Origin of the sequence: Flavobacterium silvisoli (assembly GCF_004329815.1) — a bacterium.
Lineage (GTDB): Bacteria > Bacteroidota > Bacteroidia > Flavobacteriales > Flavobacteriaceae > Flavobacterium > Flavobacterium silvisoli.
On the sequence record NZ_SJPE01000001.1, the window covers coordinates 1 to 17630 of the forward strand.

A 17630-nucleotide genomic window follows, 5' to 3' on the forward strand; every position below is an offset into this window, starting at 1 on the left:
ATCCAAATCTGTTGTGTTCCCGAAGTGTATACATTTGGTAACGGATTGGTCTGGCTCAAGGCATCTGCCTGAGTAAGGTAGTATCCTATGGCAACACCTGATTGACCATTGGCAATCTCTACGTCTTTACTGTTAAGGATAAACTGCTCCACTCCATCTCCAGGGCTGTTGTAATCACACTGTACATAATCCGAAATGTTCGGCTTCGGAACAGGATGAGGATTTACTATCAACTGTAAGGTAGTAGTCGAATAACAACTCGGTGAACTAATATCATATACCCTAACATATAACGTCTGGGTGTTTGGTGATATGTTGCAGTAAGGATTAGCGGTTATAGCAATTCCACTCGTAGGAGTTTCATAAAAATCAGCCATGAGTCCTGGAGTACCTCCTGTAATTTCGTTAATCTTAGTACTCAAATCAAACAAGCAAGAAATACCGTCTTCATTGTCGTCACAAACCTCATATGGTGTAGGGTTATTAATAACCGGGGGAATGTTTACCGAAACCGTAATCGAACCGCTTTGCGGTTGCGAACACACTGGTGTTCCGGCAGTTGTAGCACTTACTAATGCATATGTACTAGCCACAAATAATGCCGGAGTGATGATTGAAGCTGTACCCGACCCATCTAAACTAATCGTTTGATTTGGACCTCCGTCTACAGTATAAGTAACATCTGCATTTGGAGTACCGTTAAAAGTTATGGTAGCCGTTTCTCCTAAACAAACCGCCACCGGTCCTGAAATACTTACCGTTGGGAGCGGAATTACAGTAACAACAGCCGAACCTGTTAAAGGTTGTGTTGTCGGTCCTGCAATGGTAGTATGGGAAACACTCACTAAATCATAAGTACTACTGGCCGTCAATAATGGAGTAGTAAGTGTGGCTACTCCTGAACCATCCAATGTTACGGTTTGGTTCGAGCCTCCATCAACAGTATAAGTAACTACAGCATTAGGCGTGCCATTGAAAGTTATGGTAGCATTACCTCCGGAACAAATTGTTGTAGTTCCAGAGATAGAAGCTGTAGGTAGTGAAACTACAATCAAATTGAAGCTAGTAAGTCCGTAAAAGTTAGCCGGCGCACTATTTTCATGCAATCTTACATAAATCACCTGAGGATTAGAAATATTCAAATAACCAGTACTAAGATCAATAGGGTTAGTTCCTGCTATAGCATCTGCCTGGGTGAGATAATACGAAACTGTATAACTGGCAGCACTGTACGAGCCTAAAACGGTAGCAGTTTGAGAACTTAAATTAAAAGACGAAACTCCCGAATTTAATACGGTTTCATACTGAATCATATCCGGCGGAGTTATCGGAGTCGGATTCGTAAAGCATGCATTTAAGTGTAATGTAAACTGAGTTGTAGTGATACAAATGGAAGAATCGTCTTCGACAGCAACATAAATTATTTCACCATCGTACCCTACATAATTCGAAGGATTTGAAATAGCTGCTGCAAGATTTTGTGCATCAACTAAAGAATGATGGTAAGAAACATTCGTGCTTAATCCATTTAAAACCGGAGCTGTATTTTGTGTTAAATTAAAATGAGGAAAAGAAGGACATGCATACAAATCACTAGCCGGACCTATCGGAAGACTTGGTATATGTTCAACGAGAGTACAATCTGTTTGGGTACACCCCGAAGGATAAGTCATGGTAACGCAGTAATTTCCTGGATCCGTCATGGTGTAATTATATGTATTAGCTCCCACGATTGGCACTCCGTCCAAAGTCCAGCTGTATGTAACTCCTGATATAGGAACAGCCCCTGCCTGTACAGTCACTTGCGCAGAACCACAAACCGCATCCGGACCTGAAAAACTGGTCAATCCGGCATATTCGCCAACTCCACCTATAGTAGGAGAACCAATATTAAAACTTCCTCCACCCAAAAAAACAGCCGAATCATAATTGGTATCATTCCTGTCGGCTATAACTAATTTAATGTGATATAAATTGTTAGGAATTACAGTAGCTGTAGCTGTCATCAACACCGTTTCTCCATTAAAATTGGTAGCCGCAGTCGCTGCATTGGCCCCTCCGTTATAATTACCAAAAAAGGTCACATTTTTAGAAGCACAACTACTATTGTAGGCATTGTCCCTGATGGTGGTTACTGAAACCGGAGTAGTGGTAGACGGGATTAAAGCTAAGTTCACTGTTGGGCCAGCTGTCGTCAAATTTTTCAGAAAAAAAGCAAATGAATCAGAGTAATCACACTGAAAGGTTCCGTACTCCTCGGAGGCAAAAAGAAAATCAAAACTCATTTGATTGGTCAAAGGCGTAAAATCAAACTCCAAAATAGTAGCATTTTTTGAAGTATCAGTGGCGGGTGCTATAGCTAATGATTGCAAATAAGCCAACAACTGAGCATCTCCATTCCAAGTTGTAGCCCCAAAGCCTTGTGTCGTTGTATTTGGTCCCGGTGCATTGGCCACATTTCCGGTGCTCATAATTATTCCCTTAGAAATAGGAAAATTGGGATTAGTATTCTGAAAAAAACCAATACTGTTATTGTTTGGCAAATTCGTTCCAGTATCTGTTCTCCAAGTAATGTTAGTCACCGTCCCAACGCAGGCAGATCCTCCGTCATCGGGTGGAGCCGCAAACAAAACGTCCTGTACAAGTTGCGGAACTGTATATGTGGTTGTGCTTGTCGTAATCGGTTGAGCGAAGGCATTATAACCTATCAAAAACAAAAAAAGTGGGAGTAATATTCGCTTCATGTGTGCATTTTTTTCAGGCCGTATTTCGTTGCTGAAAAGCCTCAATATGTTAATTTGTTGTTTAAATGTCCAAATATAAGTATTCATAGAAAATAAGTTTGTTAAATTTGCAAAAAAATATACTATTCCAATGAAAATCACGATAAAAGAAACCCAAAATCCAACCATCGTAAAGTTCGAATTTCCCGATTTCATAACTCAAAATGAAAACTTTGAATACAAGAACATTGACGAAGCCAAAAACTCTCCTTTGGCCCAACAACTTTTTTACCTGCCATTTGTAAAAACCGTATATATATCAGGGAATTTTATCGCCGTTGAGCGTTTCAGCATTGTAGAATGGTCTGATGTACAGGAAGCCGTTGCCGAACAGATAGAAAATTACATCAACAACGGAGGCGTTATCGTTTTGGCCAATCAAAATCCGGTGAAAAAACAACCCGTATCCGTTTACGGCGAAACCACGCCCAATCCGGCTTCACTAAAGTTTGTTGTCAACAAAGCCCTGACTAAAAATGCCTTTGAATTCAAAAACATTGATGAAGCAAAAGCCTCTCCGTTAGCGCAGGAATTGTTCAAATTTCACTACGTAAAAGAACTGTTTATAGCCGAAAATTACATTTCGGTAACTAAATACGACAGTACTTCCTGGGATGAAATCACTCTGGAACTGCGCACTTTCATCAAACAATTCATCGAAAATGGCGGCACCGTTATCGATGAAACCCAAGTGGCAAATGATATCAAGCAGGAAAAACAACAAATCAAAAATTTTGACCACCTCGACACCACTTCCCAGCAAATCATCAACATCCTCGAAGAGTACGTAAAACCGGCAGTCGCAGCCGATGGCGGCAATATTCTTTTTGATTCCTATAACGAAGCCGACAAACGCGTAAAAGTAGTCCTGCAAGGAGCCTGCAACGGTTGTCCTTCCTCAACTTTTACCCTAAAAAGCGGTATCGAAAACATGCTCAAAGACATGCTCAACGACAAGGACATTGTGGTAGAAGCCTTAAACGGGTAACCGCAATTCGAAATAAAAAACTAACTTTAAGCGTCCAAAATCGGGCGCTTTTTTTTTAATAATTTTCAGGAGCTGTTTCCCGCTTTTCATTACAATCTTTTTGCCAAAAGCAAAAAGGATTTCCATTGCAATCGGGGCTAATTAACAGTAACTGAGAGAATATCCGTCAAACATGAATGAACTACATCTTGAAACCAGCCCATACCTGCTCCAACACGCCAACAATCCCGTACACTGGAAAGCTTGGAATGAAAAATCATTAGCCGAAGCTCAGCAAACCCAAAAGCTCATCATCATCAGCATTGGGTACTCAGCCTGCCACTGGTGCCATGTAATGGAACATGAAAGTTTTGAAAACGAAGAAGTAGCCGAAGTCATGAATGCTCATTTCGTTAACATTAAAATCGATCGTGAAGAACGACCGGATATTGATGCCGTGTACATGAAAGCTGTTCAGATTATGACCGGACAAGGTGGCTGGCCCATGAATGTCGTAGCACTTCCCGACGGCAGACCTGTATGGGGTGGTACTTACTTCAGAAAAAACGACTGGATCAACGCCCTCGAAAAGCTACAGGAACTTTACACCCAAAACCCCAACACACTTTTCGAATATGCCGAAAAACTGCACAACGGACTACAATCGCTAAGCATTATTCAAACCCACGAAACTCCAACATTCAACAACAACCATTTAGAGCAACTGATAGAAAAATGGCAAAAAAGCTTTGATTGGGAATTTGGAGGAATGGCAAGAGCACCAAAATTCATGATGCCTACCAACTACGAATTCCTGCTGCGCTACGGACACCAAACTCGAAACCAAACACTCCTTGATTTCGTTGATTTAACCCTGACCAAAATGGCTCACGGAGGATTATTTGACACCGTTGGCGGTGGTTTTTCCCGTTATGCTGTTGACATGAAATGGCATGTTCCGCATTTTGAAAAAATGGGATACGACAACGGTCAGCTGGTATCATTGTATGCCAATGCCTATAAAAGATCCCGTAACCCGCTATACCGGGAAGTCATAGAAAAAACCTTATTGTTTATTGAAAAAGAGTGGCTGACAGCCGAAGGCAGTTTTTACTCGGCTTTGGACGCCGACAGTTTAAATGCAGAACACAAACTTGAAGAAGGTGCCTTTTACGTTTGGACGATACCCGAATTACAAGCACTACTTTCGGAAGACTTTGACTTGTTTTCAACTGTTTTTAACATCAACTCCTTTAGCCATTGGGAGCATGGCAATTACGTTTTGATTCAAAATCAGTCTTTAGAAGAAATTGCCCAAAACCAAAATATCTCCTTGGAAACATTGATTCAAAAGAAACAAAATTGGGAACAACAACTTTATGCCCAAAGAGAGCAACGAAGCAAGCCCAGACTGGATGACAAATGCCTCACTTCATGGAATGCGATGATTCTAAAAGGATTTGCAGATGCTTTTAAAGCTTTGGGAGAAAAAAAATACCTCGACATCGCACTGCAAAACGCTGATTTCATCATCAAAAAAATGTGGAATCCCGAGGGCAATTTGTACCGAACATACAAAAACGGCCAAGCCACGATTAATGGATACCTGGAAGATTATGCTCATGTCATTTCAGCCTTCATCACTTTATACGAAGCCTCTCTGCAGGAAACTTGGTTGCATCATGCCAAACAATTAACGGATTATTGTTTTGACTTTTTTTATGATGAAAAAGCACAATTTTTCTACTTTACTTCTAAAAAAGATGACCCGTTGATTACAACTTACTTTGAAGTGGAAGACAATGTAATACCGGCGGCTAATTCGATTATGGCTGAAAATTTATTTAAACTCAGCATCTATTTTAACAATGTATACTACGAATCGGTAAGCCGACAAATGACCCGGAATATTTTACCTACGATTGATTATCCATCGGCATTTTCAAATTGGTTGAATGTATTTCTGAATTTTTCGGAACAAAATAAAGAACTGGCCATTTGCGGACACAATGCTTTTGAATATCTGACAAAACTCAACAGCATGTATTTGCCCAACATCCTGCTCGCTGCAGGGACTGAAAAGTCTAAACTTCCTTTTTTGGAAAATCGTTTTTCAGAAACAGAAACTTTATTTTACCTGTGTAAAAACAAAACCTGTGACATCCCAACAACTGATTTTGAAGAAATTATGTTTAAAATCACTTCAGAATCTTAGAAAAAAATTGTAATATTGTTAGTATAACCAATAAAAAACAACAATCATGGGACTAGGAAATTTTTTCAAGAATTTGTTTGGAGGTGCTAAAGGAAAAGCCTCTGAAACGGCAGACCATTTTATTGATGACGCTATTGATAAAGCCAAAGAAATCGCAGAGCCAATGATAGACAAAGTAGAGGAATTTGTGGAAACTGCCAAGGAAAAAGTAGGCGAATATGTGCCACAAGCTAAAGACACCATAGACAATGTGGTTGAAAAGGCCAAAGACAAAATCAGTGAACTTACCGATAATGCTCAGAAAACCGTAAAAGAAAAAGCAGGTACTTTTATTGACGACGCCTCTGAAAATGCAGAAGAAGCTGTTAAAAAGGTCACAAATCGCGTTGAAGAAGATGCCGATTAGTTTTTAAAAGTATTACTTTTGCACCGTATAATTATCCCGATTCTTCGGGATTTTTTTAGCATTATATGGAAAAAAAAGAACTGCATTACATTCATTCCTTTGCTGAATATGTTGACCGATTCATAAAGGCCTTAATCGATTATTCACCAAAATTGATTTCGGCATTTATCATCCTTTTTGTGGGGTTGTATGCTATACGGTTCATCAATCGTTTGGCTAAAAAAATCATGGTCAAGAGGGAACTCGACCCAACGTTGTCGAAATTTTTAGCCGATAGTTTGCTTTGGGCATTGCGCGTGCTTTTGTTTGTAACTTTCATTTCAAAATTAGGAATCGAAACCTCTTCATTTGTTGCTATTCTTGGTGCTGCCGGTTTGGCCATCGGTTTGTCATTGCAAGGTTCCCTATCTAATTTTGCCGGAGGCATGCTGATTATTTTGTTCAAACCGTTTCGCGTTGGCGATACCATCGAAGCTCAAGGAGTTGTAGGGGTGGTTAGCGAAATCCAGATTTTTGTGACCAAATTAGTCAACGGAAACAATCAAACCATTTTCATTCCTAACGGCAATTTATCCAACGGAACGATCATCAACTATTCGATGGCGGGAATGCGCAGAGCAGATTTGCTGTTTTCACTTTCATACGACACTAACATCAAAACAGCAAAAGATATTGTAATGAAAGTTATGCAGGACCATCCTAAAGTATTAAAAAATCCGGCCGCTACGGTTTCTATTAGAGGCTTGAGCGATTCTGCGATTCAGCTATCTATAAAACCCTGGTCAAAAAATCCGGATTTCAGCGATATGTGTTCTGACATACTCGAAAACTGTAAAGAAGCATTTGATGCAGCAGGGATAGTAGTTCAACCCTACGTGAGAGAAACAACAAAAAAATAAATTTAAAAGCTCATTACTGGTAATGAGCTTTTTTTATCATTCATCTTTTTTAATGGTTATGGTAATGTCTCCATCAAACTTATATTCTCCTTTTTTAAAGATGTCTTTGTTTGCCAATATTACCTCGTAGGTGTACACTCCTTTTGGTATTTCAAAGAGGCATTCTTTGCCGTTATTTTGTATCACCATATCTTTTTTAACGTCATTATCATCCTTGTCTTTCCCTGTTATTTTAAAAGTAATCTTATCAGACAATTTGTTTTTGATGCACAACATCAAACTTGTTTTATTGTCTGCAAATTTGTTTCCCTTTAAAAAACTCAGACCATTTACCAAAACACTGCCGGCCTGAATGGTTTTCTCGAAATCAGATTGTGAAAAAGAAAAATAGGGTAATATACCAATGATCAATAAAAAGTATTTTTTCATGATTTCTCTGTATTAAAATTAGTTTCAAAAATTTTAGAAAAACTTTTGCTTTTCTGAAAAAAATCAACCGGAAAATAGAGCAATTCATCTCGCCTTAAAAACGCCTTATAAAACGATTCCAATCTGACTTTGCATGGTTTAAAACTGAACTTTCTCGGATTAATCATTTTGAGTACTCTCGAACAAAATTCGGAACAATACAAAACATTGTCTTTTTCATTTAGTCGGAATGAAAAATCGAAATATACCTTACGATTGGTGTAATCATGACATATTTTTTTCAGCTTGAAGTATTCCTGCTGTGTGTTTTGATACTTCCAGACACTCAAATAATAAGCCTTATCGCAAATAAACGATTTTAAATCATCGACAACTAACGCCGTTTTACTTGTATCACAGTCAATGACATTGTAAATTTTCAGTTGATCATTTTCAACAAACCCTATTCCTACGTGGGTACTGAATCTATCAATTGAATTAAATTTTTCGGCTATCAGGCCTGACTTAGTCTTTGTCCCTCGATTAAAAATATAAATGGTGTTTTTTTCAAATTTCAACTTTGCAATCTGACTTTGAGCTTTTCCGTTGAAAGTAAAGAATAAAAGGGCTATCGGCAGAAGAAGAAACTTCTTCTTTGCCGTCAAAAAAACTGATTTCATTGTTTATTACTTTATTGAAAAATTTAAAGTGAATTTAAAGGCTACATTGTCTTTAAATTCGGGATTAGTGTAATACCCATACCGGTAATAGCCCCCGGCTCCGAAACCGATATCCGCCAAATTCATGTAATTCAATTTAATCAGGTTATCCAACTGAAGTCCGGTTTCTAAAAAGAGTTTGTTTTTTGTTTTAAACTCTATGAATTGGTGGGTTTCAACCCGAGAAAGAGCTCCCCATCCCATGTTATTATGCCAAGATAAAATCGGTTGAAACTTTTGCTGCTTGAAGAGCAATCCCCCGAAATTGTGAGACCAAAATAAGTTTACATACCGATTAGACAGGAATTCATAAGGAGCCATGGTTTGGAAGGTGTTTTCCATTATAAAGGGCACGCCCTTATCATAACTCCCTTCCCCGGTAAACAACAACCCATAAGGCAATGTATTATCGATATAACCTCCTTCTAACCTATAACTGGTATTCCCTAGGCTTTTGATATAAAAAGAGTGTTCAAGTGCCAGTTCGGTTTTGTTGTAATCAAAATTTCCGCCCAAAAGATTTTTAACCCCTCTTGTGTAAGAAAGATACAGAATGGGATATTTGGTTCCTGTACTGATATTTTGATTAAAGGAATTGATAAATTTTTCCTTGTAAGCAAATCTTAGATTCAACCTTACAGAAGTATTTTTGTATTGGGTGAAACTTGTGCCGTTATCATTGAATTCGTATAGGTATTTAGGATCTGTATCGGTTTGATTAAGGCGTATATCCCATAAGAAATAGTCAAAACTTCTAAAATGAACCGAGAGACCAAGCTGCTTTATATAGTCATATTGGTATCCTATAAATTTCCTGTAATCAAAGAATAATTTTCTATTCAAATCTTTTCCATATCCCCCCGTTTCCATCAAATCGTCCTGATAGTACACTCCTAAATCAAATTCATTTTTTTTGGAGACGTGAACAACAAACTCGCCACCGTACTTGAATAGTTCGTCTTTAACTCCATACCCCATAAAACCTCCCAATGTAATTTTTTTCGAAACAGCCTCATTGGTATAAAATCCTGATCCGATGCGCAAACCTTCATATTTATTATACAATAATGTTTTTGACAAATCAATATCGACGTATTTTAACGGCCACTTTTTTTGCAAAATCTTCTCAAAATAAGTCAGATAAATGTCAAAATTCATTTTTTCTCCAATGCTGTCAATTACTCTGTAAGTCTTAACATCCACACTACTCAAACTTTCTATCCTGTGTTTTTTCCAAAATACCGAATCTTTAGTTGTTGCATCTTCTTCCAATCGTGCAAGCTGACTGGAAAATTTCTTTTTCTCTAAAGGCAAATTAATTTTAACTTCTGAGATATAGGTTTTCCCATCAATAATCATAGGCATTTCTTTTTTGGGAAACTCATTGAACTGTATGGCAAAGTTTAACTGTTCCGGAAACCAATAAACGCCTTCAATCAGCGAATATTTTTGTTGAATCTTAATGTCAATTTTACCTTTTTCGGCTGGGGTTGCAATCACATTTTGTACAGCGTATTTATTAGAGTTTATATACAATAGGCCTTTCAAACCATCAAAATTTTTGTGCTTTTTAGGCTTGTACGAAATGATAAATACCGTGTCTTTTTCATTAATCAAGGTATCTTCCAGATGAAATTTATATTTCTTCAAGCTGCCTTTGCTAATGGGATTCAAATAATTGACGTTGAAAAATTTGATGTTATCCTGATAAAATGAAAAAGGCTGAAAATCGGTAGCGACAGAGGCAAAGGATGGATTTTTAAACCCTGATACCTTTGTTGCCAAAACAACTTCTTCACTCAAATCGGGCTTCATGAATTTCCTTTGGGTTACTGACTCCATCATGAAAAAATGACTTCCTTTGAGTTTGAGTCGGATATTGACAGAATCATTTTTATTTTGTGAGTTGTAATCATAAATGATTTTGTTATAACTTGAATACTGAAACGTCTGTAACCGCTCCGGATTGTTCAACTCTTTGTTCGCTATGACTTTGCTGATAATCGCGTTTGCCGGATTGTCTCCACCTACGACCACTTCTACCAGTTCATTATGTGACATCATCAATTCAATCAAAATAGCTTTGCTGTTTTTTTCATCTACATGAAATTCGCCTTTTTCATAACCTACATGACTGCAAACCAGAACTGCATTTTTAGACGCACCAATTAGTGAAAATTTCCCGTTGACATCACAAACCATTCGTTGGTTACTGTCTTTCACACTCAGATTAGCAAATGCCAGCGGTTGTCTTGATTCTTTATCAATCACAGTCCCCTGAATTACACCCTGACCATAGGATACAGTCATGATTAAGCAAACAAAAAAGGCGAATTTATGCTTCATAGAACTATGTTGTTAATCTTTAGTAGAACCAAAAATTGCTCCAATAATTGCTCCCCCAAGACCACAAAGCGGTCCGCAGATTGCTTCCCCAATGATGAACCCCGATAAAGCTCCTGCTGCTTGACAAGCATTTGGACCGGTTTGTCCATTAATAGTACAACGACTTAAAGCGGAAGTTTGATTCAGATTTTGAGTTAGGGCTAATGAGGTCAAAACCATTTCTCTTTCCGATTCAGATAATTTATTGTTATTATTCACTTTTTCGACTAAAACAGTAAAATCAGGAGAGTTCGTCTGAGATTCCAGCAAAATATTTTTTGAAAAATCACTTAATTTTGAATTCATCACCACTTCTTTATAGTTAGATGCTTTTATTGCATTAATTGTAGCGCTAATAACTTCTTCTGTAACTTCTGTTTTCAAAGGTAAAATACTCTGATAGTAGTCTGTCGTTCCTTTGTCTATTGCTTTTATTTTCCCTTCATTGTAATCATTTTGCAGTGTCTTGGCGGATGCTACAAAATCAACACCAACAGAATTATATGGGTTAACCTTATCCGATTTCGTGTCTTTTTCATGACCTCCAAATATAGCGCCTATTATTCCTCCTATAATCGCACATGGGAGTTCACATATTACATTCCCGGTTATCACTCCAATAGCTACCCAACATATCCAACATCTGTTAGCCGTATTTGTAAAAACTTGCGGATGTGTATTTACCGCATTTAAAATAGCCAGGGAAGACAATACTTTTTCCTTTTCTGTTCTGGATATATCACTCTTATTTACTTCGTCAACAAGATTTGATAGATCTTCGGTTTTTAAGGATTTCAATAACACTTCTTTTGAGAAGTCTGTCAGTGCTGTTCTTTTTACAGCTTCTTCAGCATTGATATCTTTAACACCTTCTACTATCTTGTAAAAATCAGTTGTAGAAATTGAATAACCAAACGATAATTTTTGGGAATAATTATCCAACATTTCTTGATTGACTTCTTTAATTTTTCCGTTAGCATAATCCGATGCTACCACTTTATAGGCTTCAACAAAATCATCTCCTACTTTATTGTAGGGATTATTTTCCTGACTAACTGCATTAAACGCAAAAGAAACTGTGGCAATAATGCCGAGTACTAATTTTTTCATACTTTTGTCTATAATTTTTTAATTATTTGCAGTCTTATCTTTTGTCTTCCAAAACACTTTAAGGTAAGGCTGCTTTTTTTTAGTTTGTTTGAATCGGCTGAAGCTTAATAACAAACCTCAAAATAAACCTCAGAATCAACACTATTCCCGACAAAAACAGATTAACTTTTTGTCTTGTGTCACGGCGTGGAGGTGAACCACACATACACCAAATACATCACTTTAAATGTTTCCATAGTAAAAGTATCAACTTATATTTAGAATTTTACTACACAAAAAGTATATATTGTGTTAAATTTTTGATTTTAAATTAGAATAAGTAATAATTTAATCGAAATATCTAAATTAAAAAAAGCCTACTGAACGCATTTTGAAGCATATCGTAAGACACTAAGAAACCACCCACACCACAAGCGCAAAGCGACATTAGTGCAGTTAATGATGACAGAAAAATTAAAAAAGATTAGTTTTTACCGGGCAGCATAAAATCTTTCAGGTAAAATGGCTCAAAATAAGCCACGTCTTCGAAATCATTTTGGATGAATTTTGCATAACTCAAAGCGCTCATGTCTTTGGCTGAAGGAAAAATAATTTCGGGAAGGAACATAAAATTAGAGGCTGTCAGCACTGTTTGGCATTTTTCCTGACAATCGCCAACAAAATAAATATTTTCGGTAATGTCGGCATAACTGTTATCAGTTAACACTTCGGCTTGCACCTCCATTATTTTATGATGATTACTGTCAAAAACAGCACTGTAGACTTCCATTCTTCGGGCATCGAGCATAGGAACAATCAGGCCCTTTTCAATGGCAACCTGCTTGGCTAAAACCTGCAAGGTATCGACCGAAATCAATGGAATTCCCAGAGCATAACACAATCCTTTTGCAGTCGAAACACCAATGCGCAAACCAGTATAAGAGCCGGGACCTTTGCTAACGGCGATAGCTTTAATTTCCTGAAAATTAACCTGAGATTCTTTCAGAACTTCTTCTATAAAAACATGCAATTTTTCGGCATGAGAATACCCCTGTTCTGCAACCTCTTTGAATAAAACAGTAATTCCGTCTTTTGCCAAAGATACTGAGCAATTTTTGGTTGCCGTTTCTATGTTTAAAATGTAAGCCAACTCGATTTATGATTAATTTGCAGAAACTGTTATTGAAGTGTCTTTTTTGTCTTTCTTGTCAGAACCTTTTTTGGTGGTTACTTTATCGCCCGAATTCAAATCTTTGGTAACAGTAGTATAAGGTCCCGTGATTACAACATCACCTTTTTTCAATCCCGACACTACTTCAATATTAGTATCGTCCTGAATGCCGGTTTTAATTACTCGAATCTTAGCTTTATTGCCCACTTTTACAAAAACACATTCGTATTTTTTATCGTTTTTGGCTTTAACTTTTTGGTCACTATTTTCATCTTTGATTTCATACTTCTTGGTAGCCGCCGTATCCGATTTTACCACAACTGAACTGATGGGAACTCCTATTACTTTTTCCTTTCTTTTGGTAATAATATCAACGGTAGCGGTCATTCCCGGTCTAAATGGCGAATAACTGGCCGGTTTGCCTTCCAGTAAATACTGATAGGATTCTTTCAAAATTCTGACTTTAACTTTAAAATTAGTCACCTGATCGGCACTGGTTGCGGTGCTGGCCGAATTGGAAATACTGGTCACAATGCCTTTAAATTCTTTTTTCAAATAGGCATCAACCTGAATCTTGGTACTGTCGCCCACACTTATTTTTACAATGTCATTCTCATTAACATCCACTTCAACTTCCATATTATTCAAATTGGCTACGCGCAACAACTCGGTACCGGTCATTTGTTGGGTTCCTAAAACGCGCTCTCCCAGTTCAACTCCCAAAGAAGAGATGGTTCCGTCTGCAGGCGAATAAATGGTTGTTCTTCCCAGATTATCTTTCGACTCTTTTACAGTTGCCGAAGCACTTTCAACGTTAAAATAAGCCGATTCTTTTGTTGCCTTAGCAACTTCAAAACTGGCAATTGCCTTATCCCAATCTGATTTTGAAATTATTCCCTTTTCAAACAAAGTCTTGCTTCTTTCATAATTGGCTTTGGCTTCTTTAAAACTTGCATCGGCCTGATTCAATCCGGCTTTGCTTCCTGACAATTGGGAAACCGAACGATTCAATCCCGAAGTGTAGAGCATTGGGTTAATTTTTACCAATAAATCACCTTTTTTGACTACTTGTCCTTCTTTTACAGGCAAGGCTATGATTTCGCCCGAAACCTCAGAGGATATTTTAATTTCAATTTCGGGCTGAATTTTCCCGGTAGCCGAAACTGTTTCGACTATGGTAATTTCATCTGCTGCAGCAGTTTCTACTGTTACTCCTTCATCATTAGATCCGATAACTCCTGTCTTTTTAAGAATTATCAATCCTGCAATTATTACAACCAAAATACCTACTAACCAGTATATTTTCTTTTTTGACATGATTTATTGTTTTTGAATGATTGGGATTCCAAAATAAAGTTCAACTACTTTCATTTTAAAGATGTAATCGTATTTGGCTCGAATTACATCAGATTGAGCTGTGGTGTTAAGCGTTTGTGCCTGATTGAAATCGAAGGCATTCATTATTCCCACTGCGTATTTTTCTTTGGCATAATTAAACGCCTCTTGTCTGGCTTCAGCTGTGGCCAATGAAGCTTCGTAGGTATTGAGCGCTCCTTTAGCATCCGTAATAGCTTTGTACACGTTGGTTTCTAAGTCAAGTTTGGCCTGAGTAAAAGCATTTTTTGTTTTTTCAAAATTGACTTTACTTTTCTCTACATTCCCTCGGGCAGAAAACCCGTTGAAAACTGGAACTCTCAGTTCCAACCCGAAATTATGACCTTTGTTATCACTGAATTGCTCAAATACCGGTGCTGCTTTACTAAAAACCGGCAGGTAGTTGGGCTGCAATACATTTTGTCCGGTACCTTCAACTTGACCAATTATCGATGTTGGATTGGCCGTGTCAAGAGTTACACCTGTCACTCGCTCTGAATAACCTGCTCTGGTGCTGAAACTGTAAAAACCGGTTAGACTTGGCTGCATAGCTCCTTTTGCAATTTTAATATCTCTTTCGGCTATGTCTAAATTGCTTTGCGCTATTTTCATTTCAACTCTGACCTGATTGGCTTTTTCCACTATAGCTTCAGGGCTTTCAGCCATCACCACACTGGGTTTGGCCTCCATCTCCATATCGGCTATGTCAAAGTTTTTGAAATCTTCTAAATTCAGCAATTGAGCTAAACTCAAACGGGCAATCAACAAACTGTTTTCGGCGGCAATTTTCTTTTGTTTATCGGCTGCTACTGTAGCTTTCATGTCTAATAAATCTCCCCGCGGCACTACACCGGCGTCTACTAATTCCTGTGAACGAATAAGTTGCTTTTCGTCGTTCATCAGTTGGGCTTCTTGCACTTTCAAGTTTTCTTTGTTGAAAAGAATATCCAAATAGGCATTGGCAACATATAAAGATACGTCATCCTGCATTTTAGTCAAATGGTATTGGGCGGCCAATTCGGCTAGTTTAGTTCTTCTCAAACGGTTTTGATTTTGCAATCCGTTATAAATGGAAACAGCAGATGTCAGACTCGCAGAAGTATACTGAATGGTTTGATTCTCCAACAAACCGGTAGTAATGTTTTGATTCAATCCAATGTTCCAAGAGTGTGAAGCTCCTCCGTTCAAACTGGGCAGAAAATTACCAATAGCCAGTTTTTTATCGATGGCCGTAGTTTTGGTATCTAATTCTGATTGTTTGACAGAGATATTGTTTTTGAGTGCGTAATCCACACATTCCTGCAGAGTCCATTTCTTGACTTGAGCTGAAACCGAAGTTCCAAAGAGCAAAATAAAAAAGAGTAAAAAGGAGTATACTTTTATTTTTTTCATACTAGTTCGGTTAGAAATGGCATCATTTTTCAGACAAACAAAGATATACTTTTTGTCTTTCAATCCTGAATCAAAGATGCACAAAACTTAGACTTTACTTTTTTGATTATGTTACACCTTTATTGCTATTTTACATTTATTTTTGCCAAAAATCTAAGCATCAATATGTCATTTCTAAAATCTATACTCTCCGCATTTTTTCTGGCTCTGCTCTTTAACAGTTGCTCAACCACTCAAAAAATTGAAGCTTTAAAACCGCTTCCTACAGATGATGCTCCGATGGTTTATAAAACCAAAACTTCCTTTGTCAATATGCCATTGGAAATTAGTTTGAAAGAAATCGAAAACCAATTGAATAAAACGTTGACAGGGCAGATTTACGACGATTCTAATTTGGAAGACGATAAAACCGAGATGAAAATCTGGAAAACAGCTCCGATCAAATTAGTGGAGAAAAACGGTAAAATTCAAACTGTAATAGCGCTTAAAATTTGGGCAAAATTCAAATACGGAACTGATTTCATGGGATTAAACGATACGCGTGAAATCAATTTAAACGGTGTTTTTACCGTCCTGAGTGATGTGCGATTATCCAATTGGAAATTGACTACCAATTCTAAAATTGAAGATTTCAACTGGTCCGAAAGTCCAACAATACTGGTTGCCGGAAAGAATATACCAATTACCTATATCATCAATCCGACGCTCACCATTTTTAAGTCAAAAATGGCTAAGAAAGTTGACCAAGCTATAGAAGACTCTTGTGATTTTAAGCCTTATGTGTTGAATGTTCTCGAAAAAATGAGCACTCCATTTTTAACAAGCGAACAGTACCAAACCTGGTTTAAATTAATTCCGGTTGAAGTATATGTTACCGATGCTGTTTTGGATAAAACTGCAATCAAAATGGATATGGGACTGAAATGCAACATGCAAACTATGGTAGGCTTAAAACCCAAAAACACTTTCGACCGAAACACCATTGAATTTAAAGCTGTTACTAAAGTTCCGGATAAAGTAACGGCCAATGTAGCTGCTATTTCAACCTATGAAAGCGCAGGACAATTAATCACCTCCAATTTTAAAGGCAAAGAGTTCACCTCCGGCAGTCGCAAAATTGTTATTCAAAACGTAAGCTTGTGGCAAAGAGACAGCAAAATCATCATTGCACTCGACATGACCGGAAGTATTAACGGAACCATTTATCTTTCGGGAATCCCTAATTATAATGCGATTACCAAAGAGATTTATTTTGATCAAATGGATTATGTACTGGACACCAGAGGTTTATTGACGCGGACTGCTAATTGGTTGCTACAAGGAGTTATTTTGAAAAAGATTCAGGAAAATTGCCGCTATTCTATCAAATCAAATTTGGAAGAAGGAAAGAAGAGTTTGAGCCCTTACCTCAATAATTATTCTCCCATGAAAGGAGTGTTTGTAAACGGTATGCTAAACGATTTTGAATTTGAAAAAGTAGAAATCACCAACAAAGCCATTATTGCATTCATAACAACTTCGGGAAAAATGAGTGTGAAAATTGACGGAATGGAGTAAAAAGCATTCTATCCTCAATTGTCAGAGTTCGGTTAAACCGCTTTCCTCTTGTAATACATCTTATAGATGACAAAACCAATAACCGCAACCAGTATATAAGGAATTGCCATTAAAAAAACAATACCGTCATTCACGGCTTCCACTTTTGTTTTATTGCCCGAACTTTCTAAAGCGGCACGGCACATGGCGCATTGTGCTTTTGCAGCAATAGGCATTAAACTGTAAACCGTCAGTAATACACCGGTAATAATTTTCTTTTTCATTT

14 protein-coding genes are annotated in these 17630 nt (G+C 37.5%); 5 read left to right on the forward strand and 9 right to left on the reverse strand.

Annotated features, from left to right (window positions below; all coding sequences use genetic code 11):
• Positions 1-2744, reverse strand: a 2744-nt coding sequence (locus tag EZL74_RS00005) for a choice-of-anchor L domain-containing protein (protein WP_193553743.1), incomplete at its 3' end; no start/stop codon positions are given.
• Positions 2745-2874: 130 nt separating this feature from the next.
• On the opposite strand from EZL74_RS00005, the gene EZL74_RS00010 reads away from it, so the two are divergent.
• The 4 genes from EZL74_RS00010 (at position 2875) to EZL74_RS00025 (ending at position 7270) form a co-directional block, all read left to right on the forward strand.
• Positions 2875-3771: a NifU family protein gene (locus EZL74_RS00010; RefSeq protein WP_131474532.1), complete on the forward strand. Its 897-nt coding sequence runs from the start codon at positions 2875-2877 to the stop codon at positions 3769-3771.
• A gap of 172 nt (positions 3772-3943) precedes the next feature.
• Positions 3944-5965: a thioredoxin domain-containing protein gene (locus tag EZL74_RS00015; protein WP_131474533.1), complete on the forward strand. Its 2022-nt coding sequence runs from the start codon at positions 3944-3946 to the stop codon at positions 5963-5965.
• A 46-nt stretch (positions 5966-6011) separates the two neighbouring features.
• Positions 6012-6371 (forward strand): hypothetical protein, encoded by a 360-nt coding sequence (locus EZL74_RS00020; RefSeq protein WP_131474534.1) that lies wholly within the window; start codon positions 6012-6014, stop codon positions 6369-6371.
• A gap of 65 nt (positions 6372-6436) precedes the next feature.
• Positions 6437-7270 carry a mechanosensitive ion channel family protein gene (locus EZL74_RS00025; RefSeq protein ID WP_131474535.1) on the forward strand — a complete coding sequence of 278 codons (834 nt, stop codon included), beginning with the start codon at positions 6437-6439 and terminating at the stop codon, positions 7268-7270.
• Between the two features lie 36 nt (positions 7271-7306).
• On the opposite strand, the gene EZL74_RS00030 is transcribed toward EZL74_RS00025, so the two are convergent.
• The 7 genes from EZL74_RS00030 to EZL74_RS00060 all read right to left on the reverse strand — a co-directional run bounded on the left by EZL74_RS00030 (position 7307) and on the right by EZL74_RS00060 (position 15808).
• Positions 7307-7699, reverse strand: coding sequence for a hypothetical protein (locus EZL74_RS00030; protein WP_131474536.1), 393 nt, complete (start codon positions 7697-7699; stop codon positions 7307-7309).
• Complete coding sequence (locus EZL74_RS00035) at positions 7696-8358, reverse strand: YiiX/YebB-like N1pC/P60 family cysteine hydrolase (protein WP_131474537.1); 663 nt, start codon at positions 8356-8358, stop codon at positions 7696-7698. Before EZL74_RS00035 ends, EZL74_RS00030 begins: the two co-directional genes overlap by 4 nt.
• A 6-nt stretch (positions 8359-8364) precedes the next feature.
• Positions 8365-10743: a DUF5686 and carboxypeptidase-like regulatory domain-containing protein gene (locus EZL74_RS00040; protein ID WP_131474538.1), complete on the reverse strand. Its 2379-nt coding sequence runs from the start codon at positions 10741-10743 to the stop codon at positions 8365-8367.
• A 12-nt stretch (positions 10744-10755) separates the two neighbouring features.
• A complete protein-coding gene (locus EZL74_RS00045) occupies positions 10756-11892 on the reverse strand; it encodes a hypothetical protein (RefSeq protein WP_131474539.1) in 1137 nt (378 codons plus the stop codon).
• A gap of 463 nt (positions 11893-12355) precedes the next feature.
• Complete coding sequence (gene tsaB / locus EZL74_RS00050; RefSeq protein WP_131474540.1) at positions 12356-13021, reverse strand: tRNA (adenosine(37)-N6)-threonylcarbamoyltransferase complex dimerization subunit type 1 TsaB; 666 nt, start codon at positions 13019-13021, stop codon at positions 12356-12358.
• A 12-nt stretch (positions 13022-13033) separates the two neighbouring features.
• Positions 13034-14359 carry an efflux RND transporter periplasmic adaptor subunit gene (locus EZL74_RS00055; RefSeq protein ID WP_131474541.1) on the reverse strand — a complete coding sequence of 442 codons (1326 nt, stop codon included), beginning with the start codon at positions 14357-14359 and terminating at the stop codon, positions 13034-13036.
• Between the two features lie 3 nt (positions 14360-14362).
• On the reverse strand, positions 14363-15808 hold the full coding sequence (locus EZL74_RS00060; protein ID WP_131474542.1) for a TolC family protein: 1446 nt from the start codon (positions 15806-15808) through the stop codon (positions 14363-14365).
• A gap of 165 nt (positions 15809-15973) precedes the next feature.
• Between EZL74_RS00060 and EZL74_RS00065 the strand changes: the two genes are divergently transcribed.
• The gene (locus EZL74_RS00065; RefSeq protein ID WP_131474543.1) at positions 15974-17365 is read left to right on the forward strand and encodes a DUF4403 family protein; all 1392 of its coding nucleotides are present in this window, start codon (positions 15974-15976) and stop codon (positions 17363-17365) included.
• 32 nt (positions 17366-17397) lie between these two features.
• Here the strand turns inward: EZL74_RS00065 and EZL74_RS00070 are convergent, their stop codons facing one another.
• A complete protein-coding gene (locus EZL74_RS00070) occupies positions 17398-17628 on the reverse strand; it encodes a hypothetical protein (RefSeq protein WP_131474544.1) in 231 nt (76 codons plus the stop codon).
• Between the last annotated feature and the right edge of the window lie 2 nt (positions 17629-17630).